Annotated in this window: 14 protein-coding genes and 1 tRNA gene; 3 read left to right on the forward strand and 12 right to left on the reverse strand. The window is 36.5% G+C overall.

The genetic code is table 11. The features are described from left to right. Nucleotides 1–15: 15 nt before the first annotated feature. From WAO84_RS15110 to rseP, 12 genes are all read right to left on the reverse strand, one after another. Nucleotides 16–2364 (reverse strand): TonB-dependent receptor, encoded by a 2349-nt coding sequence (locus WAO84_RS15110; protein WP_340066843.1) that lies wholly within the window; start codon nt 2362–2364, stop codon nt 16–18. A gap of 173 nt (nt 2365–2537) precedes the next feature. Continuing rightward, nucleotides 2538–4184: a PepSY-associated TM helix domain-containing protein gene (locus tag WAO84_RS15115; protein ID WP_340066844.1), complete on the reverse strand. Its 1647-nt coding sequence runs from the start codon at nt 4182–4184 to the stop codon at nt 2538–2540. Nucleotides 4185–4195: 11 nt separating this feature from the next. Then, entirely contained in the window at nt 4196–4477 is a 282-nt protein-coding gene (locus WAO84_RS15120; protein WP_340066845.1) for a hypothetical protein, read from the reverse strand. A gap of 1356 nt (nt 4478–5833) precedes the next feature. Then, the gene (locus tag WAO84_RS15125) at nt 5834–6709 is read right to left on the reverse strand and encodes a prohibitin family protein (protein ID WP_340066846.1); all 876 of its coding nucleotides are present in this window, start codon (nt 6707–6709) and stop codon (nt 5834–5836) included. A 743-nt stretch (nt 6710–7452) separates the two neighbouring features. Next, complete coding sequence (locus WAO84_RS15130) at nt 7453–8127, reverse strand: M15 family metallopeptidase (protein ID WP_340066847.1); 675 nt, start codon at nt 8125–8127, stop codon at nt 7453–7455. After that, nucleotides 8105–9190, reverse strand: coding sequence for an alanine/ornithine racemase family PLP-dependent enzyme (locus WAO84_RS15135; RefSeq protein WP_340066849.1), 1086 nt, complete (start codon nt 9188–9190; stop codon nt 8105–8107). The genes WAO84_RS15130 and WAO84_RS15135 overlap by 23 nt, the downstream gene beginning before the upstream one ends. After that, nucleotides 9187–10266: an N-acetyltransferase DgcN family protein gene (locus tag WAO84_RS15140; RefSeq protein ID WP_340066850.1), complete on the reverse strand. Its 1080-nt coding sequence runs from the start codon at nt 10264–10266 to the stop codon at nt 9187–9189. The genes WAO84_RS15135 and WAO84_RS15140 overlap by 4 nt, the downstream gene beginning before the upstream one ends. A 253-nt stretch (nt 10267–10519) precedes the next feature. Next, the gene (locus WAO84_RS15145; protein ID WP_340066852.1) at nt 10520–10852 is read right to left on the reverse strand and encodes a cupin domain-containing protein; all 333 of its coding nucleotides are present in this window, start codon (nt 10850–10852) and stop codon (nt 10520–10522) included. Between the two features lie 642 nt (nt 10853–11494). Next, nucleotides 11495–12055, reverse strand: coding sequence for a helix-turn-helix domain-containing protein (locus tag WAO84_RS15150; protein ID WP_340066854.1), 561 nt, complete (start codon nt 12053–12055; stop codon nt 11495–11497). A 1160-nt stretch (nt 12056–13215) separates the two neighbouring features. Then, nucleotides 13216–13773, reverse strand: coding sequence for a hypothetical protein (locus WAO84_RS15155; protein WP_340066855.1), 558 nt, complete (start codon nt 13771–13773; stop codon nt 13216–13218). A 421-nt stretch (nt 13774–14194) separates the two neighbouring features. After that, nucleotides 14195–14268, reverse strand: a tRNA-Asn gene (locus tag WAO84_RS15160). A 70-nt stretch (nt 14269–14338) separates the two neighbouring features. Then, nucleotides 14339–15667 (reverse strand): RIP metalloprotease RseP, encoded by a 1329-nt coding sequence (rseP, locus tag WAO84_RS15165; protein ID WP_340066856.1) that lies wholly within the window; start codon nt 15665–15667, stop codon nt 14339–14341. Between the two features lie 169 nt (nt 15668–15836). Here rseP and WAO84_RS15170 point away from each other — a divergent pair, with 169 nt between their 5' ends. The 3 genes from WAO84_RS15170 (at nt 15837) to feoB (ending at nt 18960) form a co-directional block, all read left to right on the forward strand. Next, the gene (locus tag WAO84_RS15170; RefSeq protein WP_340066857.1) at nt 15837–16511 is read left to right on the forward strand and encodes an SCO family protein; all 675 of its coding nucleotides are present in this window, start codon (nt 15837–15839) and stop codon (nt 16509–16511) included. A gap of 110 nt (nt 16512–16621) precedes the next feature. Continuing rightward, nucleotides 16622–16867 (forward strand): FeoA family protein, encoded by a 246-nt coding sequence (locus WAO84_RS15175; RefSeq protein ID WP_340066858.1) that lies wholly within the window; start codon nt 16622–16624, stop codon nt 16865–16867. Further along, the gene (feoB, locus tag WAO84_RS15180) at nt 16864–18960 is read left to right on the forward strand and encodes a ferrous iron transport protein B (RefSeq protein WP_340066860.1); all 2097 of its coding nucleotides are present in this window, start codon (nt 16864–16866) and stop codon (nt 18958–18960) included. The genes WAO84_RS15175 and feoB overlap by 4 nt, the downstream gene beginning before the upstream one ends. The last annotated feature ends 233 nt before the right edge of the window (nt 18961–19193 follow it).

The raw sequence follows: 19193 nt of genomic DNA on the forward strand, positions 1-19193 counted from the left end.
TTATGTATCAATATATCATTGTAGTGAATAGCTAATTTTAAAAGCATAGTTAATACCGGGCCTGGGAATTCTAAAATTATCAAAAACTTCTTCATTAAATATATTCTGAACTGCCAGGGAGAATACCAGGTTTTGTTTAGGCAATACATAGGAGATGTTGGCATTATTCAAATGTTGCCTGGGTACTACAAAAGCAGGATTGGCGGTATCTAAATCTATCACTTCATTAACGCTAAACCTGTCAACAAACAGATAGTTCCAGGCCAGTTCCAGCCGGTTTTCGCTTCTAAATATGTTTTCTAAAGTGTAATTGGCAGAAAGGTTAAAAAACAGATTGGGGATATTGGGTACTGCCGAACCCTCGGAGCCTCCTGAAGAAGTAACCTCATCAGACTCTCCAAACTCTATTTGTTGATAGGTAAAGCTGCCGTTAAGGCCCAGGTTTGAAAAGGGTCGATATCTGGTGCCCAATTCTATTCCGGCACTCTGAACATTGGCTTCATTAATGAACTGTGAGTTTTCAGGGCCAAATGGTACAGGTCTTATCAGGTTTTCCTGATCTCTTACAAAACCACTTACATCTATAGATAGGAATTTGTTATTGGCCATATTTTTTTCATATCGCATACCTAAATTGATATTGTTACTTTGCTCCGGACGTAATTCAAAATTAGGCACTATGGCTGCAAGATCTCCAAATACTTCGTTTTGCGTTGGTAAACGTAAGGTGCGCTCATAACTGGACCTTAAAAAAAACACGGGTGTGATCTGATATTTTATACCAAAACCATACCCGTTATTATTATCTTTTACAGTGCGTAGAGGGATCTCGGTAATACCCGTTCTGGTAAATTCAATAGATCGTGCATTGTAATCATAGTTTTTGTAAAAAGCAATGGTTGTAAGTTTATTTTCAAAAAAAGTAGCATTCAACTCGGCACCAAAAACATTAGATCTCAGTTTGGATGGTATGGTATTAGGATCTATTTCCTCTCCATCAATTTCTATTCTTGGCCCGATGGGGTCTTCACCTTCAATTTCTAATCCATAATTAAACTCTGATAAAATTATATTGAGATTATCTGTAATATCATATTGCAGGGTTAATCTGTGTGCAGCACCTGTATTATCACCTTCTCTGGCAATTGGAATACCAAAAATCTCTGAGCCTCTTTCATTTTCTGTTACCAGTTGCTCCCCCCGCCAATTGTAAAACACTTTTGTACTATCGTTAGTTTTATCGGTAGATTGGGAGAACAAACCTGAATATCTAAACTTTAATTTGTTTTTAAGGAATGACTTTTTATAATCAATTCTTTGTACTGCCACAGTGGCTTCTGTTTCTGCTTCGCCAACCGCAAGTCCGGTAATAAACGTGCCTTGCTGTATTTGATTATCTCTTCTGGAGAACATGGCTGATATTTCTAATTCGTCTGCCCAGCTTATATCATGGAAGTTAACCGAGCCCTCTACCAAAGATGAGCGAAACCGGTCGTGAAATCGCCGGGCATCAATACGCTCTTCGGTTATACTCTCAACCGTACCGTCTTCCCTTAAGTTTTCAACTATGTTGGGAATATCCCTCATTTTATAGTCATTGTCTGTATAGTTAACAAACGATAAAATAGAGACTGATATATTATCGTTGAAATTATGACTCCCGTTCAATGAAAACCGATGTGTATTAAAAGATCCCACAGAGTAGGTTGCTCTCAAAAAATCGGATCTCTGTTCTACAGGCACCAGGTTTAAACCACCCCCCAAAGCATCGGTACCAATATCTACAGGCATAATACCTTTATATACATCTACGCGACTAAGTGCATCTACGGGTATAAAATTTAACTGTAAGGCACCTCCGTATAATTCAATAGGCATACCGTCATAATACGTTCGTACGGCCTGCCCTGTTAAACCATTTAAGTTAATGTTTAAGTTACTACCCAAACCACCACTTTGCCGCACCACAACACCTGTTGATTGTTTGAGTACATCTTCTACTCCCAGGGCCTGATCTTTAAACTTTTTTACGTTCAAAGAGCTTATGGTTACCGCCTCTTCCGTGAGTTTTGTGCTTTCTGTTTTTTTGGTAATGGTTACCTCTTCGAGGTTTTCGGCACTTTCTGAAAGTGTAAAATTAACGATCATATCTTTGGAGATCGCTATCGTTTTACTTTGATCACTAAAACCTATTAAACTCACTGTTATTTTGTAGTCTCCTTGGGGAATGTTTTTTATGATATACCTTCCTTTTTCATCTGTTATACTGTATTTAGTTTTGGTTATGACCACATTGGCATACGATACCGGCTGGCCACTTTCATTCTTTACGGTACCCGAAAGGTTAAATACGTTCTGAGCCATAAGGCACGTTGGAAAGGCCATTATAGAAAACAATAAGTATTTCATGAGTGAATCTAGTCTTAATTTTACACTACAAATGTAATCCATTATTTTTATTTATTCTAAATAAAAATAATGGATCTTAAATTAGTTTAAAAAAAGTGCAGAATGTCAGCTCCTATTTTTTTACCATTTTACTTTACAATACCCGTTTCTACTTTGGGAGAAGATCCTGCCTTACTCTCTTGAACTATTTTTGAGGAGATCCTTTTTTTGGATAAAGGCTTTTTATGTAGGTAATACCTGCAGATCAATAATCCTGAAATTCCAATAACAATCCAGGTCAGATCTACGCTAAACACATAATACTGCTCGTTAACCAGTGTTTTCCATATCCAATCGCCGGTGATGATACCATTGACCACTGGAATAAACAAACCCAGAATGCTTCCGGTTAACAGGTAGTTCCTGTTTAGCTTTCGGTAATCATTCCAAAATAAACCTGTTATGGTAAGAAGAGACCATCCTAAGAAGAAAGCAGCATCTACGTAAAAAGTGCGATCTACTGTTTCCATAGGCACCAGTTTATTGGCAATAAATATAAGAGCGATTGCAGGGAACATAGATAGTGTTATAGCCAAATAAAATTTTGTGACCCTATGATGAAACCTGCGTTGCTTATCGGTATATTTTTTATTGTCCCGGGCCGTACGCCAAATCATTACTCCGCTTATAATGATATAACAGGTTATCATAGCCAGAATAAAGTAAATAATCTTCAAAAAGAGGCCCCCAAAAGTTGCATAATGTAATTTTATCAAAACAGCTAAGGTACCCAGTGAATACGGTTTTGTTTCCGGGTGAACAGCATTTATGAGTGACCCGTCTTTAAGGCTGTACACAAAAGTTCCATCACTTCCCAGACCTTTGTGGTCTCCTACAACTGCAGTAAGGGTACCATCTTCTTTTTGATAGTTTCTTGAATATAAATAGCTGACCTCAAATTTTGGATTTTCGTTACTCACTTTAGCGTAAACACTATTAAATGATATACTATTATCAATGCCTTTGGCATTTTCATCATATTTCATGGCTGCATCCGGTCTGATAACTTTTATCACTTCATCAGTATCACCGTCATATACCAGAAAAGCAGTAGGAGCAAGAAGTAAGATTGACAATCCGAGTAACGCCCCGGTTATGGCATAAATAATCTGGAAAGGCAAGGTGATAACCCCCAGTGAAATATGCCCGTTTACCCATATTTGTTTCCACTTTCCTTTAATAGTAAATGCATAAAACTTACTTACAATGTTTTTCCAATGGGTTAAAACACCTGTAAATACGGCAAATAAAAAAAAGAATGCTACCAGCCCGGAAAGATATATGCCAAATGTTGGTATTTGCTTAAAATAATGCAGTTCATAAATGGTTTGCGACATATGCGTTAATGGCTCAGCCCGGGTATGAAGCGCTTTGGTCACAGGATTTATATAGGCTGTAAACCTTTCTGCCTGATCGTTTTTGGTTTTTAAGGACCCATAAAACGTTATTAAAGGTTTAATTTCCGTAGGAGGCCTGATCCCAAACTGCTGAGAGGTATCGAAATCCGGAATTTCCTTTTTTACAAGCTCTACAATACCATCATAATTCACGGTTGCAGGATTCACAGCCTCTACTCTTGCCGTTGGGTTTTCCCATTGATACAACTCATCCATGAATAAAGCCACTGCACCGGCATAAAAAATAACAAACAATGCAAAACTAATTACAATACCAGATACCGTATGCGTATGGAATATGATATTATGTAACCTTGGTTTCAGTGCTTTTAATTTCATTGCGACACCTGTTATTTAAACATAAAAATGATGACTCCAAAAAGCAGGGCTAGCAATAGGTACATACCCCAAACTTTCCAACCGTTTTTTGCTAAAAAAGCAACGATCATTAAAATGGCCCATAAAATAAAAGAGGTATAGGCTGTAGTAATTATTAATCCCCCCCTTTCTTCAAGTAAAACACCTATAGCATTGTGAAAAAAGATCGTAACCACAAAGCCTCCTAAAATTCCGGCAGAAATTTTTAAGAATCGCTGGAATGGTGCTGATAAGTGTTTTTTATTAGCCGGCATTTAAAATATATTTTCAATAATTACCATAAGAATACTTAATCCACAAAGAATATAGGCAATCCTTTTATTTAAAGGCAATATCACAATGGTTAGGGAAAGACCAAACATTAATACCATTAGAAAGGTAACCAAACCGGTCCAAAACCCTAATTGTAAGGTTAACAAGATGATGGAAATAATGAAAAATACATAGGCCATTAATCTTATATATTTTTTTTTGAGAGGTACCTTTACTCTCTGGCGTGATAAAAATAACGGGCTATACTTTGACTTACTGTAAAGAAGTAAACAACCGAAAAGGACTAAAATAATTGCCATAAACTTTTGTAAACATTTAAAAACAAATGTACATTTTTATTCTTATTTAGAACAAATAAAAATAAAATTATAGAGCCATAGTGGTATATTGGGTAACAAAAAAAATTTGGAGAAGGCAGTTTTGGTAAAAGGATTTTTGATTCCTGGCCGAAAAGCCGGTAAAATGTTTTGTAAAAGCATGAGATCTTAACAGTTCTTAAAACGATGCACTTCTACTAAAACTTACCAAGATCCTGAAAATTATTAAAGGACCAGGTTATACATAAGAACTCGATTTTTCATTAGTAAAACTACTAAAGGACGGGATCGCTAGAAAATCGAAATATGATTCTTTCTGTATCTATAAGAGTTAAAGACTCTTCAGCGTTTCATTACTGCCGGAAACTACGAAGGCGTAAACTATTAAATTGATATACTTTAGGGAGGTAAAAACGAAAGTATTAGAGGAAATACCGTCTATATTACAAATATGAGATTAAAACTAATCTGCACTAACCACCGCATATTGATGAATATGTTGGGTAAAATTATTAGATTTCACTTATTGAGAATCTTAGGGTTTGGAAAGATCGTATGAGTAACATAAGCTGTAATACACTAATAAAAGTTTGCATCCGGAAAACACCTTAAATTCTAGACTTCACAGGTTTTAGGTATTACCAAAAGCTGGATTCACAAAATCACTTGGTTTTAAATAATACGTTTTGCTTCATGCTTACATATTATGTTTTGGGCCTAATAAGGATTAAACCCAAAACATAACTTCTTTCTTTTTGGTTTATTTCATCTTTAAAATGAATAAAAAAAGTATCACGGTTATAGAGGCCGAAAGAAAAAAAGTAGTTGAACTGAAAGTGCCAGTCAACCAATTATGTGCTAGTTTGCCCATAAGTTTCATAGGATGGTTGCCATAATAATTATATTGGTATTTTTCAATCATTCGATATCTATACAGCCCCCGAATGCTTCCTATTATAAAGTGGATGCATAATAACAATATAATTATGGATTCTGTATTTAAATACCAAAATATTACCATTATTTGTTTTTTATAGCAGCGCCTACTCCAATAAAAGGAATTGCCCCCGCCCCTGTTACCTCAGGTAGGATACCGTTCCATTTTTCTATGGCCTTAAGGTTCGCCTCTATCTTTCTGAGTTCAATAAGGTCTGGTGAAATATTCATTTTTTGTAACCGTAGTGCCTCAGCTTCGGCTGTTGCGGCTGCAATGGTTTGTTGGGCTTCAACCTTTATCCTGTCTAGGTCCCTTTTTGCTTTAAGTGCATTTTGTTCGGCTGTTTGCTTAGCTTCAATGGCGTCTGTAAAGGTTTGGGAAAAACTAAATGAGATAATCGAAAAAGCATCTACTGCTATGTTCGATGCAAGTAATCTTGATGTAAGTGCTTGTTGCATTTCGGTACTAACCGCCGGTCTTTTGGTAATCAACTCTTCGGCCGTATATCTGGCCGATACGGCTTTCATTACCTCTTGTATAGCAGGGTCAATAATACGCTCCTTAAATTCAACCCCAATAGTTTGATAAACCAAATTGGCTTTATCGGGTATGATATGATAGTTAAGAGCTACAGATAAATCTACATCCTGCAAATCGGAAGATGAAGAGGCCGCATCTGTCATGGCCTTTTGAATTTTTACATCCATTAGAATGACGCTTTGCACTATGGGTATTTTGAAATGGATCCCTTCATTCAACACATTGTCCTGTACGGCACCAAAATTCTGGACAACGCCTCGCTCACCTGCACCAATTTGAACCCATGGTTTAAAAGCAAACACCAGTACTACCAGTATAGTAATAATAATAAGATTTCTCCAAGGACCTTTTTTAAATACGTTTTTCACCTCAGTCATAGGGTCATTATTCATAGTAATATAGTAATTAAGTTTAATCATAAAGATAGGATTTCCTATGTATGGGTATATTATATTAATTCGTGCCAATCTTACATAAATCACATATTGTTTAATAGAGATATAATATCTTTTGGTTTAGGCCCTTTAAGTTTAAAGTTTAGTGTTTGGAAAAAGTAATTCTGAGAGAAAAGAAAACACAGGGCCTTTGGCCTCTGGCGAAAGGCTATTCTTAATCTAAAAGGCTTTCTGAGCCATTAGCAAGGGGTTTTTAAGAAAGGTAACTACTATATGACATTCTGGATTTTAGAAGGATATTAGCTGCAGATGGGCAGCGTGATATCGCTTATCATAAAATAACTTGTATTGCTTATTTTATCTGTCTTAGCGTTATGTTAAACTTACCCTGGTCACGTAATGCTTTAACTATCTTTACTTCTTATTATATATGTATATAAGGAGGCGTATTGCTCCCATCACATATAGTTAAATTGAGAAGGAATTATGAAACAGACAAAGAAGGTATCTGAAGACAAAAACCCCAGCATTGGCAGGTCATCAACCCGTCATGAAAGTTGGAAAAATCACAGAAGGCATACCGCACCAATGCTAATGCGGTTTTCTTAAGGATAATTAATTTTAAAGAGGGCTTTTGCCCTCTTTTTGTTTCATAATATAAGATAATTATATCGAGCAAGTGCCTTTTGGTTCTAGCAGGAAAACCAATCTAAAGGTATTGTAGGCAGTAATCAAGCTCTTACTTTTCGTTCTATGTGTTGGCACCTCTAAATTATGGGCCCATATATGGCATATTCCTTTTCTTTTTCAATGGCCCAAATAACGTTGCCGTAATCAAAATGCCAATACTCCTTCAAATCACAAACAAAATCTTCATCTTCAAACAGACTGATTAGGAGTGCCCTGTTTTTTTTCACTTCAGGGCTAAGATCTGGATAGTAAGGATAGCATTTTTTTGAAAGATAAATTTCCAAACCATTATTAGTTCCAAAATCCATGACACTATTTTCAAATTTGTCATAGATCAAAGCATCTACGGCGCCACCTGTAGCATGCATAGACATTGTTGGAGGGGCAATAAAATAGCTTATTATGTCTTTGATCTCAATGTTAGATTTTTCGGGATGTTTTTTCTGGAAGTATATAAATTTAGAATCCCATAAAAGTTTTTGATGTTCATAAGACCTCCAGGCAGAACGAATAATCAAAATTTTATTTTGTCTATTCAATTGTTTACTGATTCGGCCTATTTTTATCAGTATGTCTTCTCTAACGAGATACTTATAGTCTTTTGATATTGAAGGTTCAAAGATCAAATTAAAATTTGTATCCATCAAACTCACTAATGGTGAATGGTTTTCCCGAACCCAAATGGAAGGCACTAAAAGTTTATTCTGAAGGTCTTTTGTTTCAACCGCCTTACAATACGCTTGTATATTCATGAAAATTGATGATATTTTTAGAGATATTTCTTGAGTGTAAAGCTTTTGACAAGGCACTATAGTTTAGATGGAATGCTACGGCATCTCCCAGTTTTAATTTTGCCCTGGTATTGTCTATCACGACATGATCACTACTGGCACCTAAAATGGTCATTTTTTGTTTTGGGATAATTCCTGAAACAGCAACGTCTTGCATTCCAATCGCAAGAATGGCTCTATCCATAAATCCTTTATTCTTAAACCTGGGAATATCACCGCTGGCATTTTGATATACTTTCCCATAGGGTTGTGACGGTTTTCGTTTGGCTTCAATAACCTCAGCCAGTAAGGTAAAATTATCCGTAAAAAGTCCGGGTATAGGTTTTCTACAAAGTGCTTCTCTACCTAAAAAAATAGATTCACCCAATCGCAGGTTATTTATTCTACCCACATCTTTTGAAGATGTGAACCAGTTGTAATTTGCAGAATTTCCACCAGACACTATTTCCAGGGTAATTTTGAATTTTTCTTCCAAGCGGATGGCTATTGAAGACAACTCGTTCATTTTTTGAACGTCGGGGCTTATTCCGCCAAAGCATGCGAGGTTTGTTCCTATACCTAACAAGGTTAGACCTTCCAGGTTTAGCACCTGCTTTACAAGTGTATTCATTTCCGAGGGCATAACCCCCTCTCGCAGGTCACCAAGCTCTACCATTAAGATAACCTTATGTATTACATGGTTTCTTAAAGCACATTCCGAAAGCTTTTTTAGAACTATTAATTCGGAATTTAAACTTATGTGCGTATGAATAATAACGTCTTCCACCTGGCTGAGCGCAGGTGTTCTAAGCAACAGGTATTGTGCCCGGATACCCGCTTTTCGGATTTTTATGATATTCAAAATGCTAGAATCTGCAAGAATTTCAATACCATTTTTAACTAAGACGTCGGCAATTACGGGGTCGCCCCCAACCACTTTGGTTACCCCAATTATGTTTATGCCTTTAGAGGCATACAGTTTTTTTAATTGTTGTACGTTGTGCCCAATCTTTTCTAAATCAATATCAATTCTGGGGAGGTTCAAACCAACACCGGCTCTCTTTTTAGTTCTGGAAATGTTTTGATCAACTCTTTTACCAGTTTATCACATCCATGCAGGAGCACATCGGTAACAGGCAGGTTATATTCTGATTCGTACTGATTTATTGTACGGTTCACTTCAACGTGGGTCATGTTTTCATGATTAATGGTAATCGCAATAACCGTTGATTTGGAGAATACCTCTATCATTTCAATCTCGTCTGCCAGATCTAACATTGAGATTTTGGGGAAGTCGCAGTAACTTTTTCGTTTTGGAGGGTGTTGTATGATAATTGCATCTGGCATTGAACCACGTAGAATAGCACTTGAAGATGTAAATGCAGGATGGCTTAAAGCTCCCTGACCTTCAACTACAATGATATCTGGTTGTTCCTGCTCATAAGCATTTAGGATGGCATTTTCAACTTCACCGGTGGCAAACCCTGATGTTAATACATCTATGGCCACTCCGTATTTGGAGCCTTGGAGCAAGCCTGTTTGACCAGTGGTCACAAATACGGCCTTCAGATCTTTATCCAGTAATGCCTGTACTAAGAATAATGCGGTAGTTCTTTTGCCAACGGCGCAATCGGTACCCATTATTGCGATTACCGGAACTTTTACATTTCGTATGCGTCCTGAAAAATTATGGAGATTTTTACGTGCTGGAGGTTTTCTTACGTCTTTTATAGTTACACCATATTTAAGCGCCATATTGGTATATTGAATGTTGTCGTTAAAAAACTCAGGAAGACCATTAATAATGTTCATCCCACTTTTCATAGCGGTAAAAATAATTTTTTGTTGTTCATTGTTTAAAAACGAATCTAGCGGGGCAATACCATAGATGAAGTATTCAGGAACAGTATCTAATGTTTCTAAAGCATGCGCTATACTTTCGAAAATAGGGATTCCATTTCTTACACCATCAAGATGTTGACCCGCGTCTTGACCTTTCTTAGAGCTATCTACAATTCCAACAATGGTGTACCTTTCCGATTGCCGAATAAGCCCATTAGCTACTTTGCCATCTACATTACCAAATTCGTTCTCGCAATAAACTAATGTATTTGCTTTCATAAGTTTTTGTCTTAAGTTTTCTGAATTAATGAGGTGTCATCGCAATATTTTAATTCTTTATCAAAATACACCATTTCATTTGCCAAAGGATCATTTTGAATCTTGCAGTAATACACTTTGCGAGTGTATAATCGTACAACCAGAGATACCGAAGGCCTTACTCTAGCACAAACAACATCTCCTATTTTGAACCTGTTTTTCATTTTATTCTTTTCCATAAGGTACAGGGTATTTTAGTATTAGAAAGAATGGCTTATTCACTTTTTATAGTGGTGCAGATCATTTTGAATTTATGATTTGCTTCAATGGAGCTTTTAGCATGTCCCGGTATTAATATGGAATCTCCCTTTTGCATAAAAGAAGAGTTATTATTGATAACAACTTCTGCTTTACCCTCGATTATGTAAATAAATCTCAAAAAAGGAGATTTCTCATACGATTGCACTTTGCCATAATCAAATACAAAGACCTGTATCATACAGTTGTTCTCGACTTTTATATTTTTTACCATTATTGCATTAGAACTATAATCTAGTGCATCTGTCAAGTTAAACGTTTTGGCTTCTTCAAATTCACCTTGTTGCATTGTAATGTTTTAAGGTTAGTTCTCTTATTCCGACCTGTTTTTGGCGTCTCGTTTCGCTTTTTTCGCAGCTTTCTTCTCTTTAGGGGTACTAGAGGGCGGGGTTTTTCCTGATTTCGGTTTTCCTTCTTTTTCTTTTGACATAATTTAAGTTTTATTAATTTATTGCAAGGAAATAGCAAGCACCAAGATTGTTTACTAAAAGCACAAAACCAATAGTTACTATGAGACTAACCCATTTGCTTTTCATGAAAAAAGAGCAGTGTTTTTTAGTTCCTGCTCTTTTTTGGGCCTCTAAATAATTTAAAAGCCCTTATCAATAAACAAAATTAAGTTCTCTTTCACTTTACATTTTGAATACCCAGTGTTTGATGTTACCTAAAGTTATTTTTTGATTCTGATCAAATGGAATCTTAGTTTTTTCTGTAATTCATTCTCCCTTATAGTTTGTGGGTTTCCACTATCAAATATGGGTCTAAAGGCATCTATTATTTCTTTTAGAATACTATAAACCAAATTGTTCTTCTTAAATAAGTCCATGCGTTGGGTGTTTTGAATACTATTGATTAGAGTCACAACAGAACACAAAGGTGCGACACAACTACTGGAATTTTGCTATATAAATATCGGTAAACCTTACATATATCACAGGTTCTCCAAATTTAGCTGTCTTTTTTTCTTCATCTTTTTAAAAAAAGAAGGTGTGAGACCTGTAACTTTTTTAAATTGGTTTGACAAATGGGATGGACTGCTGTAGTGAAGCTTATGGGAGATCTCAGTTAGATTGAGTTCGTCATATAGCAACAATTCTTTTACTTTTTCAATTTTATGCTTGATGATATAATGTTGTATGGTGATTCCCTTCACTTCGGAAAATGTGTTAGACAAATACATATAATCGTATCCCAGTTTCTCGCTTAAATATCCAGAATAATTAGTTTTTGGGATCTCATCAGTATGATGAATCATTTCTATAATAGCTATTTTAATTCGTTCAATTAGGATACTTTTCGTATCATCTAGCAACTCAAGCCCTGATTTAAGAAGGTTTTCCTGAAAAAGAGTTCGTTTGTTTATTGAGATTTCTTTTGGAATTTCAACTACTCCAAGATCCATAGTGGTATAGGTTATGTGCAATTTTTCGAGTTCTTCCTCTACCAGCATTTTACAGCGTTGACTAACCATATATTTAATGTATAATTTCATGTATTAAGTTTAATATCCTGGTAGATATTCAAGCCAGTGCTCATAAAAAATAATGATCCTTTATATCCTAAACACCTGATAGTTAAAAAAGTTTTTCTATTTTAATTAGTAAATTCTGCAATACTATGCTTCCTGTTTATTAGGCCAAAAGAGGTGCTTTTTTCAATAATTCATTTCTGTAGGGTCATAGACAATATGATCTCAAAACATACGCATTGGCTCTTACCTTTTAATCCGTTTATCCGGAACATCTTTTTGTTAAGTCTTTAAGATATCAAATAGATTTTTGTTCCCTGTTTATTTCCAATATACCTTTTTATCCCCAACAATCCAATTTATCTTAAAGATTAAGATTGCTCATATATAATTGAATTTAAAACCAGATTTGCCGTACTAAACATAAAACCTGCCTGGAAGGCTAACCATTAATCTCAAATCACTTGTAAACTGCATGTGTTTACAATTACTCCAAAATTTCCTGACTAGATATCTATTTCACGTTCTAAGTACAACAAAAACCATAGATTTTATAAATCTTGTTTAGAAAAGAAAAAACAATGCAAGAATGTATTAATTAAAGGCCTTTCGTAAGCAAAAACCCATAAATGAAAATTATATATAAAGATCTCGATTTAAAAAAATATACTTTTAAAATAAAAAAACAGTTACGCTATCGTGACTACCTTTTTTTAAGCCCCCTCTTGGGTTCGAACCAGCCCCCCCCTCTGATTAACGGTACTCAAAAGTGTAGTTTAAAAAATGTAGATTCTTGTAAATTAGTAGATTATGAAAAATAAATATTTTGAAGAAGGTGTATGAACTCCTGGTTTATTTCCTGATCTTAGTTTTAGGATCTTGACCACTTGGGTCTCAGAAAATCAACTTCTCTTTACGTCTTTAAATTTACAGTTCATATTCACGTTTTTAACCGTAGCGGTTTTTAGGGATACTTATACACTTTATAAAAGCGCACCACAGGAAATTTCAATCTGATGGATAGAGAAGATCACTAACTTGTCCGATCGATGTGCCATTCCTTTCAGTAGTTTCAGCACCTTTGTTTTTGTGGTAGTTTTTACTGCTGGCATTTTATACAAGTAAAAAACGGGTCGTCTGACCCGTTTTTTGATTTTTTTTTTCCCTGGGAATATTAGCGAACATCAAAAGATAATGACAATGATCAGCCCATTTGAACAAACAATGATAATTATAATTCTAAACCTTTTACCATCTCTCAGTTCACCTTCAAACCGATATACAGGCTCGTTCTCAAATCTATGCGCAACTTCAATAACTTCTCCGTCTCTCATTCTGTGCTGTGCGTATCCAACTCCACTAAACAATTCTCTTTCAATAGAGTAATTTGCGATATCTTGTTCTCTCATGCCAGTTCTGGCAAGAAATGTGTCAAGATTTGGTTCTCTTATTCCATTTGGGTCCATAGGAAATTCATCGGCTCTAACTACCCCATACTTTTCATGATAATCAAGTCTGATCTCCTGATCTCCTATTAGTACCCTGTCATCCTGGATCACGAAGTCACTAGATTGCGTTGCACTGTGGATCTGGGACTCTCTGACGATGTCATCAAGATTTACTTTTTCGTTGAGAAGTTGCTCTGTGTTCATGTCGTCATAGACCGTGGTCTGTTCGTTTTGGCAAGCTGTAAATATCAATGAAGTGATAGCCAGCACCATTAATAATTGGATTTTTTTCATAATATTAAAGATTTTTGATTTCTTTAAAATTACGTAAAATTTTGTTAAAAAAATAAGAAAAAACTTATTAATTTAAAGTTAATGCGTATTTTACTAAGATCATATTTGTATTTAATCAAGGTAATGGGGTAAACTGGCGCTTTTAAAAAAGGGATGGAAAAAGATACTGTAAATCAATGAATTAGACAGAAATACCCGAAACTCAAGTTTGGCATTTCATTTCTTCACCCTGTGTACAAACTCTGCAAGACGTTTCCTGCCAACACTCAAAAAAGATCGTTGATCTGATATTCACTTAAAAACTAGTTTCTTAAAAATCATGTTGTATGCAACTGTTAAAAATACACAGGCTAACTTCTGGTAGCAGAACGAAAAAAGGCTTCAAAGAAATAATTTCTTTGAAGCCTTTTGTTTTAATTTGCTCCCCCTCTTGGGCTCGAACCAAGGACCCTCTGATTAACAGTCAGATGCTCTAACCAACTGAGCTAAGGAGGAAGGTATTATCCTTTTTTGCGGATGCAAATATAGAGGCTTTTTTTAATTATCACAAACAAAAAATCTATTTTTATTTATCAAAAAGCCAGCGGTAAATATCGTTACCATTGGCAAATAACAACAGGGCAATTAAAATGAAAAACCCTATCATTTGGGCATACTCCAAAAATTTATCACTTGGTTTTCTCCCGGTTACGATCTCATACAACAGGAAGGCTACATGTCCGCCGTCCAAAGCCGGGATGGGTAATATATTCATAAATGCAAGAATAATGGAAATAAGCGCCGTAGATGCCCAAAACCCCTGCCAGTCCCAGGTACTGGGAAACAGTTTGGCAATAGTACCAAAGCCTCCTACCTGTGTAGCTCCCTGTTTGGTGAAAATATATTTAAACTGCACAACATAATCATGTAGGGTCCAATAGCCAAAGCTAAAGCCTTTGGTAATAGCCTCTCCTAAAGAAAAAGAGAGTTTATTGGGGTTCACTTCTTTAAACAGCATAGAGTTAATTCCCAGTTTACCTTCGGCATCCGGAGTGATCTTAAGCGTATCGATCACGCCATTACGGCTATATAGAAGTGTGGACGGCTGCGGATCGGGACCCTTATAAAGATTCGCGCCAATTTCGTCAAAAAAACTTACTTCTTTTCCGTTCACGGCTACAATACGATCTCCTTTTTGTAATCCTGAAGTTTCTGCGGGGTAGCCTGAAAATATGCTATCCAGTACAGCGTCTCTTCTGGGGCTAAAAGGTATGCGTAACCCGCTTTTAAAAATAAAGTCGCCAATAGTATCAGGAAGCTTCAATGTTTCGGTCATACCATCCTGATGTCTTACCGATACTTCGGAAACATCCCGAACCAGCAGATAGCGGTTAAATTCCAGTGCATTGTCCAGTTCTTTACCATTTACGGCCAGTATTTGGTCTCCATTACGGAAACCAAACTGTTTCATAGGCTCGGCTACTTCAAAACCATGTGGCATTTGTTCGGGCTTTAATTCTTCCTGCCCCCATACAAAAAGGATCATCATATAGATAACAAATCCTACAATAAGATTTACCGTAACCCCTCCCAACATAATAATAAGTCGTTGCCATGCCGGTTTGGAACGAAACTCCCAGGGCTTTGGTTCCTGCGCCATTTGTTCGGTATCCATACTCTCATCGATCATACCTGAAATTTTTACATAGCCGCCCAAAGGCAGCCAGCCAATTCCATATACGGTATCTCCAATTTTCTTTTTGAAAAGCGCAAACTTTACATCAAAAAACAGAAAAAACTTTTCTACGCGGGTCTTAAACAGTTTTGCAGGGATAAAATGACCCAGTTCATGCAGAACAATTAATATGGATAAGCTTAATAAAAGCTGGATAGTCTTAACCAAAAAAGGACTCATACGTTGTTAGTCTAAGATTTAAAAACACGCAAAAGTACGGTTTTCCTGCTAGTTAATAAAATTGATGTGATGGGTTCCTTTTTTTAAGAAGCTTTTATGAAACAAAGTGGTGGTAATGATTTTAAAAGGGGGTTGAAATACCTAATTTTGTATTCTTAATTTCTTTGCAATGCTTGCTTTCTTTAAACAATTTAAATTTTTGGGCATTACGCTTCTCATTATCTCTGCGGTAATCATTGCCCTTTTCTATGATGCCTTAAAACCGGTAAAAAAACTTCCTATATATCAGCCTTCTTCAGTAAATCCTGAGCTGGTAGATGAATCTGTACAACACGTTAAAAAATACCATACCATAGCCCCTTTTTCGCTGGTTAACCAAAATGGTGATACCATTACACAAAAAGATTATGAAGGCAAAATATACGTAGCCGATTTTTTCTTCACTACCTGCCCTACCATTTGCCCGATCATGACCGATAATATGGCAAGCGTACAGAAAGCTATTCTGGATGATAATGAAATTATGTTGCTTTCGCATTCGGTCACTCCCCAAATAGACTCAGTGGCCCAATTAAAAAAATACGCTATTGAAAAAGGAGTGATAGACCGAAAATGGAACCTGGTAACCGGAGATAAAAAACATATTTACGAACTGGCACGTAAATCATACCTCGCCGTAAAAAATGATGGCGACGGTGGTCCTTTTGATATGATACACACAGAAAACTTTATTTTGGTCGATAAACAAAAGCGCATACGAGGCTTTTACGATGGCACCAATGAAGAGGATATTCAAAGATTACTGAGTGACCTGGAAGCATTAAAAAAAGAATACGAAAAATAGATTTTCCGGGGTAGATCTGGGTTAAAAAAACCAAAAACTGTGTGCCAGACTACTTAAAACGGTTTTTTTATGCTATTTTTGCCCTTAATTAAAATCAATCTAAATAAGAATTGAAGGCAACCATAGCACATCTTAAAAGAGGAGAAAAAGGTATTATAAAACAGGTATCTGCCAATGTTATCCCTATAAAACTCCTTGAAATGGGGTGTCTTCCCGGTAATGAAGTAGAACTTATTCAGTATGCTCCTTTTAAAGACCCCCTGTATATAAACATTAACGGGTCTCACCTGGCCATTCGCAGAGAAACCGCACTACAGATTGAAATTGATATTACAGAACAAAGTGTGGTGCTATGAGCAAACAGATCAATGTAGCCCTTATTGGGAATCCAAACACAGGAAAAACTTCTGTCTTTAATGAACTTACCGGTCTTAAACAAAAAGTAGGGAACTACCCGGGAATAACCGTAGAAAAAAAACAAGGTACCTGCAAGCTTTCCAAAGATGTTAAGGCACGTATCCTCGACCTCCCCGGAACTTATAGCCTTAACGCAACTTCACTTGATGAAAATGTAGTTACCGGGCTATTGCTCAACCAAAACGATAAAAACTTTCCCGATGTTGCCGTAGTAGTTACTGATGTAGAGAACCTAAAGCGAAACCTTTTACTCTTCACTCAAATAAAAGATCTTGAAATTCCCACCATACTGGTTATCAATATGGCAGACCGTATGGTGCGAAAAGGTATTTCACTTAACATCCCTCTTCTTGAAGAGCGCCTTAAAACCCGTATTGCTGTGGTAAGTACCCGCAAAGGCACCGGAATAAGTGAATTAAAAGAACGTATTCTCAGCTACAGGGATCTCTCAACAGAAGCCTGTGTCAATGCCTCTGTAATTGATCCCGAATATTTTGAGGGCCTTAAAAAAGCCTTTCCGCAGCAATCAGTTTATAAATTATGGCTGGTAATTACTCAGGATGTAAACTTTACCAATCTCAATAGAATTACAGTACCTGATACTTCTGATTTTTCCACCCGAACCCCTTCTGAGCTTAAACGCCTGCAACAAAAAGAAACTATTGTAAGGTACCAGTTTATCAATAACGTTTTAAAAGAAGGGTATAAAGTTGACCGCAACGCTGCCAAGGACATTAGGAGCCGACTGGACAGGGTGCTTACCCATAAAGTTTTTGGGTACGTGATTTTCTTTGCTATTTTACTTACCATTTTCCAGGCCATATTTGACTGGAGCACCTATCCTATGGACTTTATTGACGCCCAGTTTGCAAACCTCAGCGATTGGATAAAGAATACCTTTCCCCCAGGAGTATTTAACGATCTGGTCTCAGAAGGAATTATTGCGGGACTGGGAGGTGTGGTCATTTTCATTCCACAAATTGCATTCCTGTTTCTTTTTATTGCTATACTGGAAGAAACCGGGTATATGAGCAGAGTTGTTTTTCTTATGGACAAAGTAATGAGGCGTTTTGGGTTAAGCGGAAAAAGCGTAGTACCCCTGATCTCGGGAACTGCCTGTGCCATTCCCGCCGTTATGGCTACCCGTAATATTGAAAACTGGAAAGAACGCTTAATTACCATAATGGTAACCCCTTTTACCACCTGTTCTGCAAGACTACCGGTATATCTTATCATTATCGCACTAATAATACCCGATAAGAGCTTTCTCGGGCTCAACCTCCAGGGGCTTACACTTATGTTATTATATATGCTTGGGTTTTTAAGTGCTGTTCTTTCCGCCTGGATACTCCACAAAATCCTTAAAATAAAAAGCCATTCCTTCTTTGTTGTGGAAATGCCCGATTATAAGATACCGTTGGTGAGAAATGTATTTTACACCGTACTCGAAAAAACAAAGAGCTTTGTTGTTGATGCCGGTAAAATTATTCTCGCAATTTCCATTATACTCTGGTTTTTAGCCTCCAATGGCCCCGGTAATAACTTTAGAAATGCAGAAACCATTATAACTAACCAGCCTGAAAACGCATCACTTTCTGCTGATGATATGAATACAAAAATCGCTTCTTTTAAACTGCAAAACTCTTACATCGGGATTGTTGGAAAAGGTTTAGAACCTCTTATTGCGCCTCTGGGTTACGACTGGAAAATAGGGATTGCACTGGTAAGTTCATTTGCAGCAAGAGAGGTTTTTGTAGGTACCCTGGCCACCATTTACAGCGTAGGCAGTGAAGAAGAAGAAACGATCAAAAACCGTATGGCAGCCGAGGTACGGGAAGACGGCAAACCTCTTTTTAATTTTGCTACGGGAATATCGCTCCTACTGTTTTATGCCTTTGCCATGCAGTGCATGAGTACCCTGGCCATTGTTAAAAAAGAGACAAATTCCTGGAAATGGCCGCTAATACAATTATTTTCAATGAGTATTATTGCGTACCTTGCAGCATTAACAGCTTATCAACTCTTAAAATAGATTTTAGCATTCATGGAGTCTCTACAACACATATTAGTATATATTACCGTATTTCTGGCTACCGCATTTCTGTTAAAAAAATTCTTCTTCTCACAATTATCCATTTTAGGGCAAAAGAAAAAAAGCTTAAAAAACTGTGGACAGGACAGATGTGGCTGCCACTAATTTTTGTTTCTTCCAAACAGTTCACTACCCTTATTCCCTTTTAGGATATCTATAAGCCCTCTTATTAA

Source organism: Ascidiimonas aurantiaca (assembly GCF_037646345.1).
GTDB lineage: Bacteria > Bacteroidota > Bacteroidia > Flavobacteriales > Flavobacteriaceae > Ascidiimonas > Ascidiimonas aurantiaca.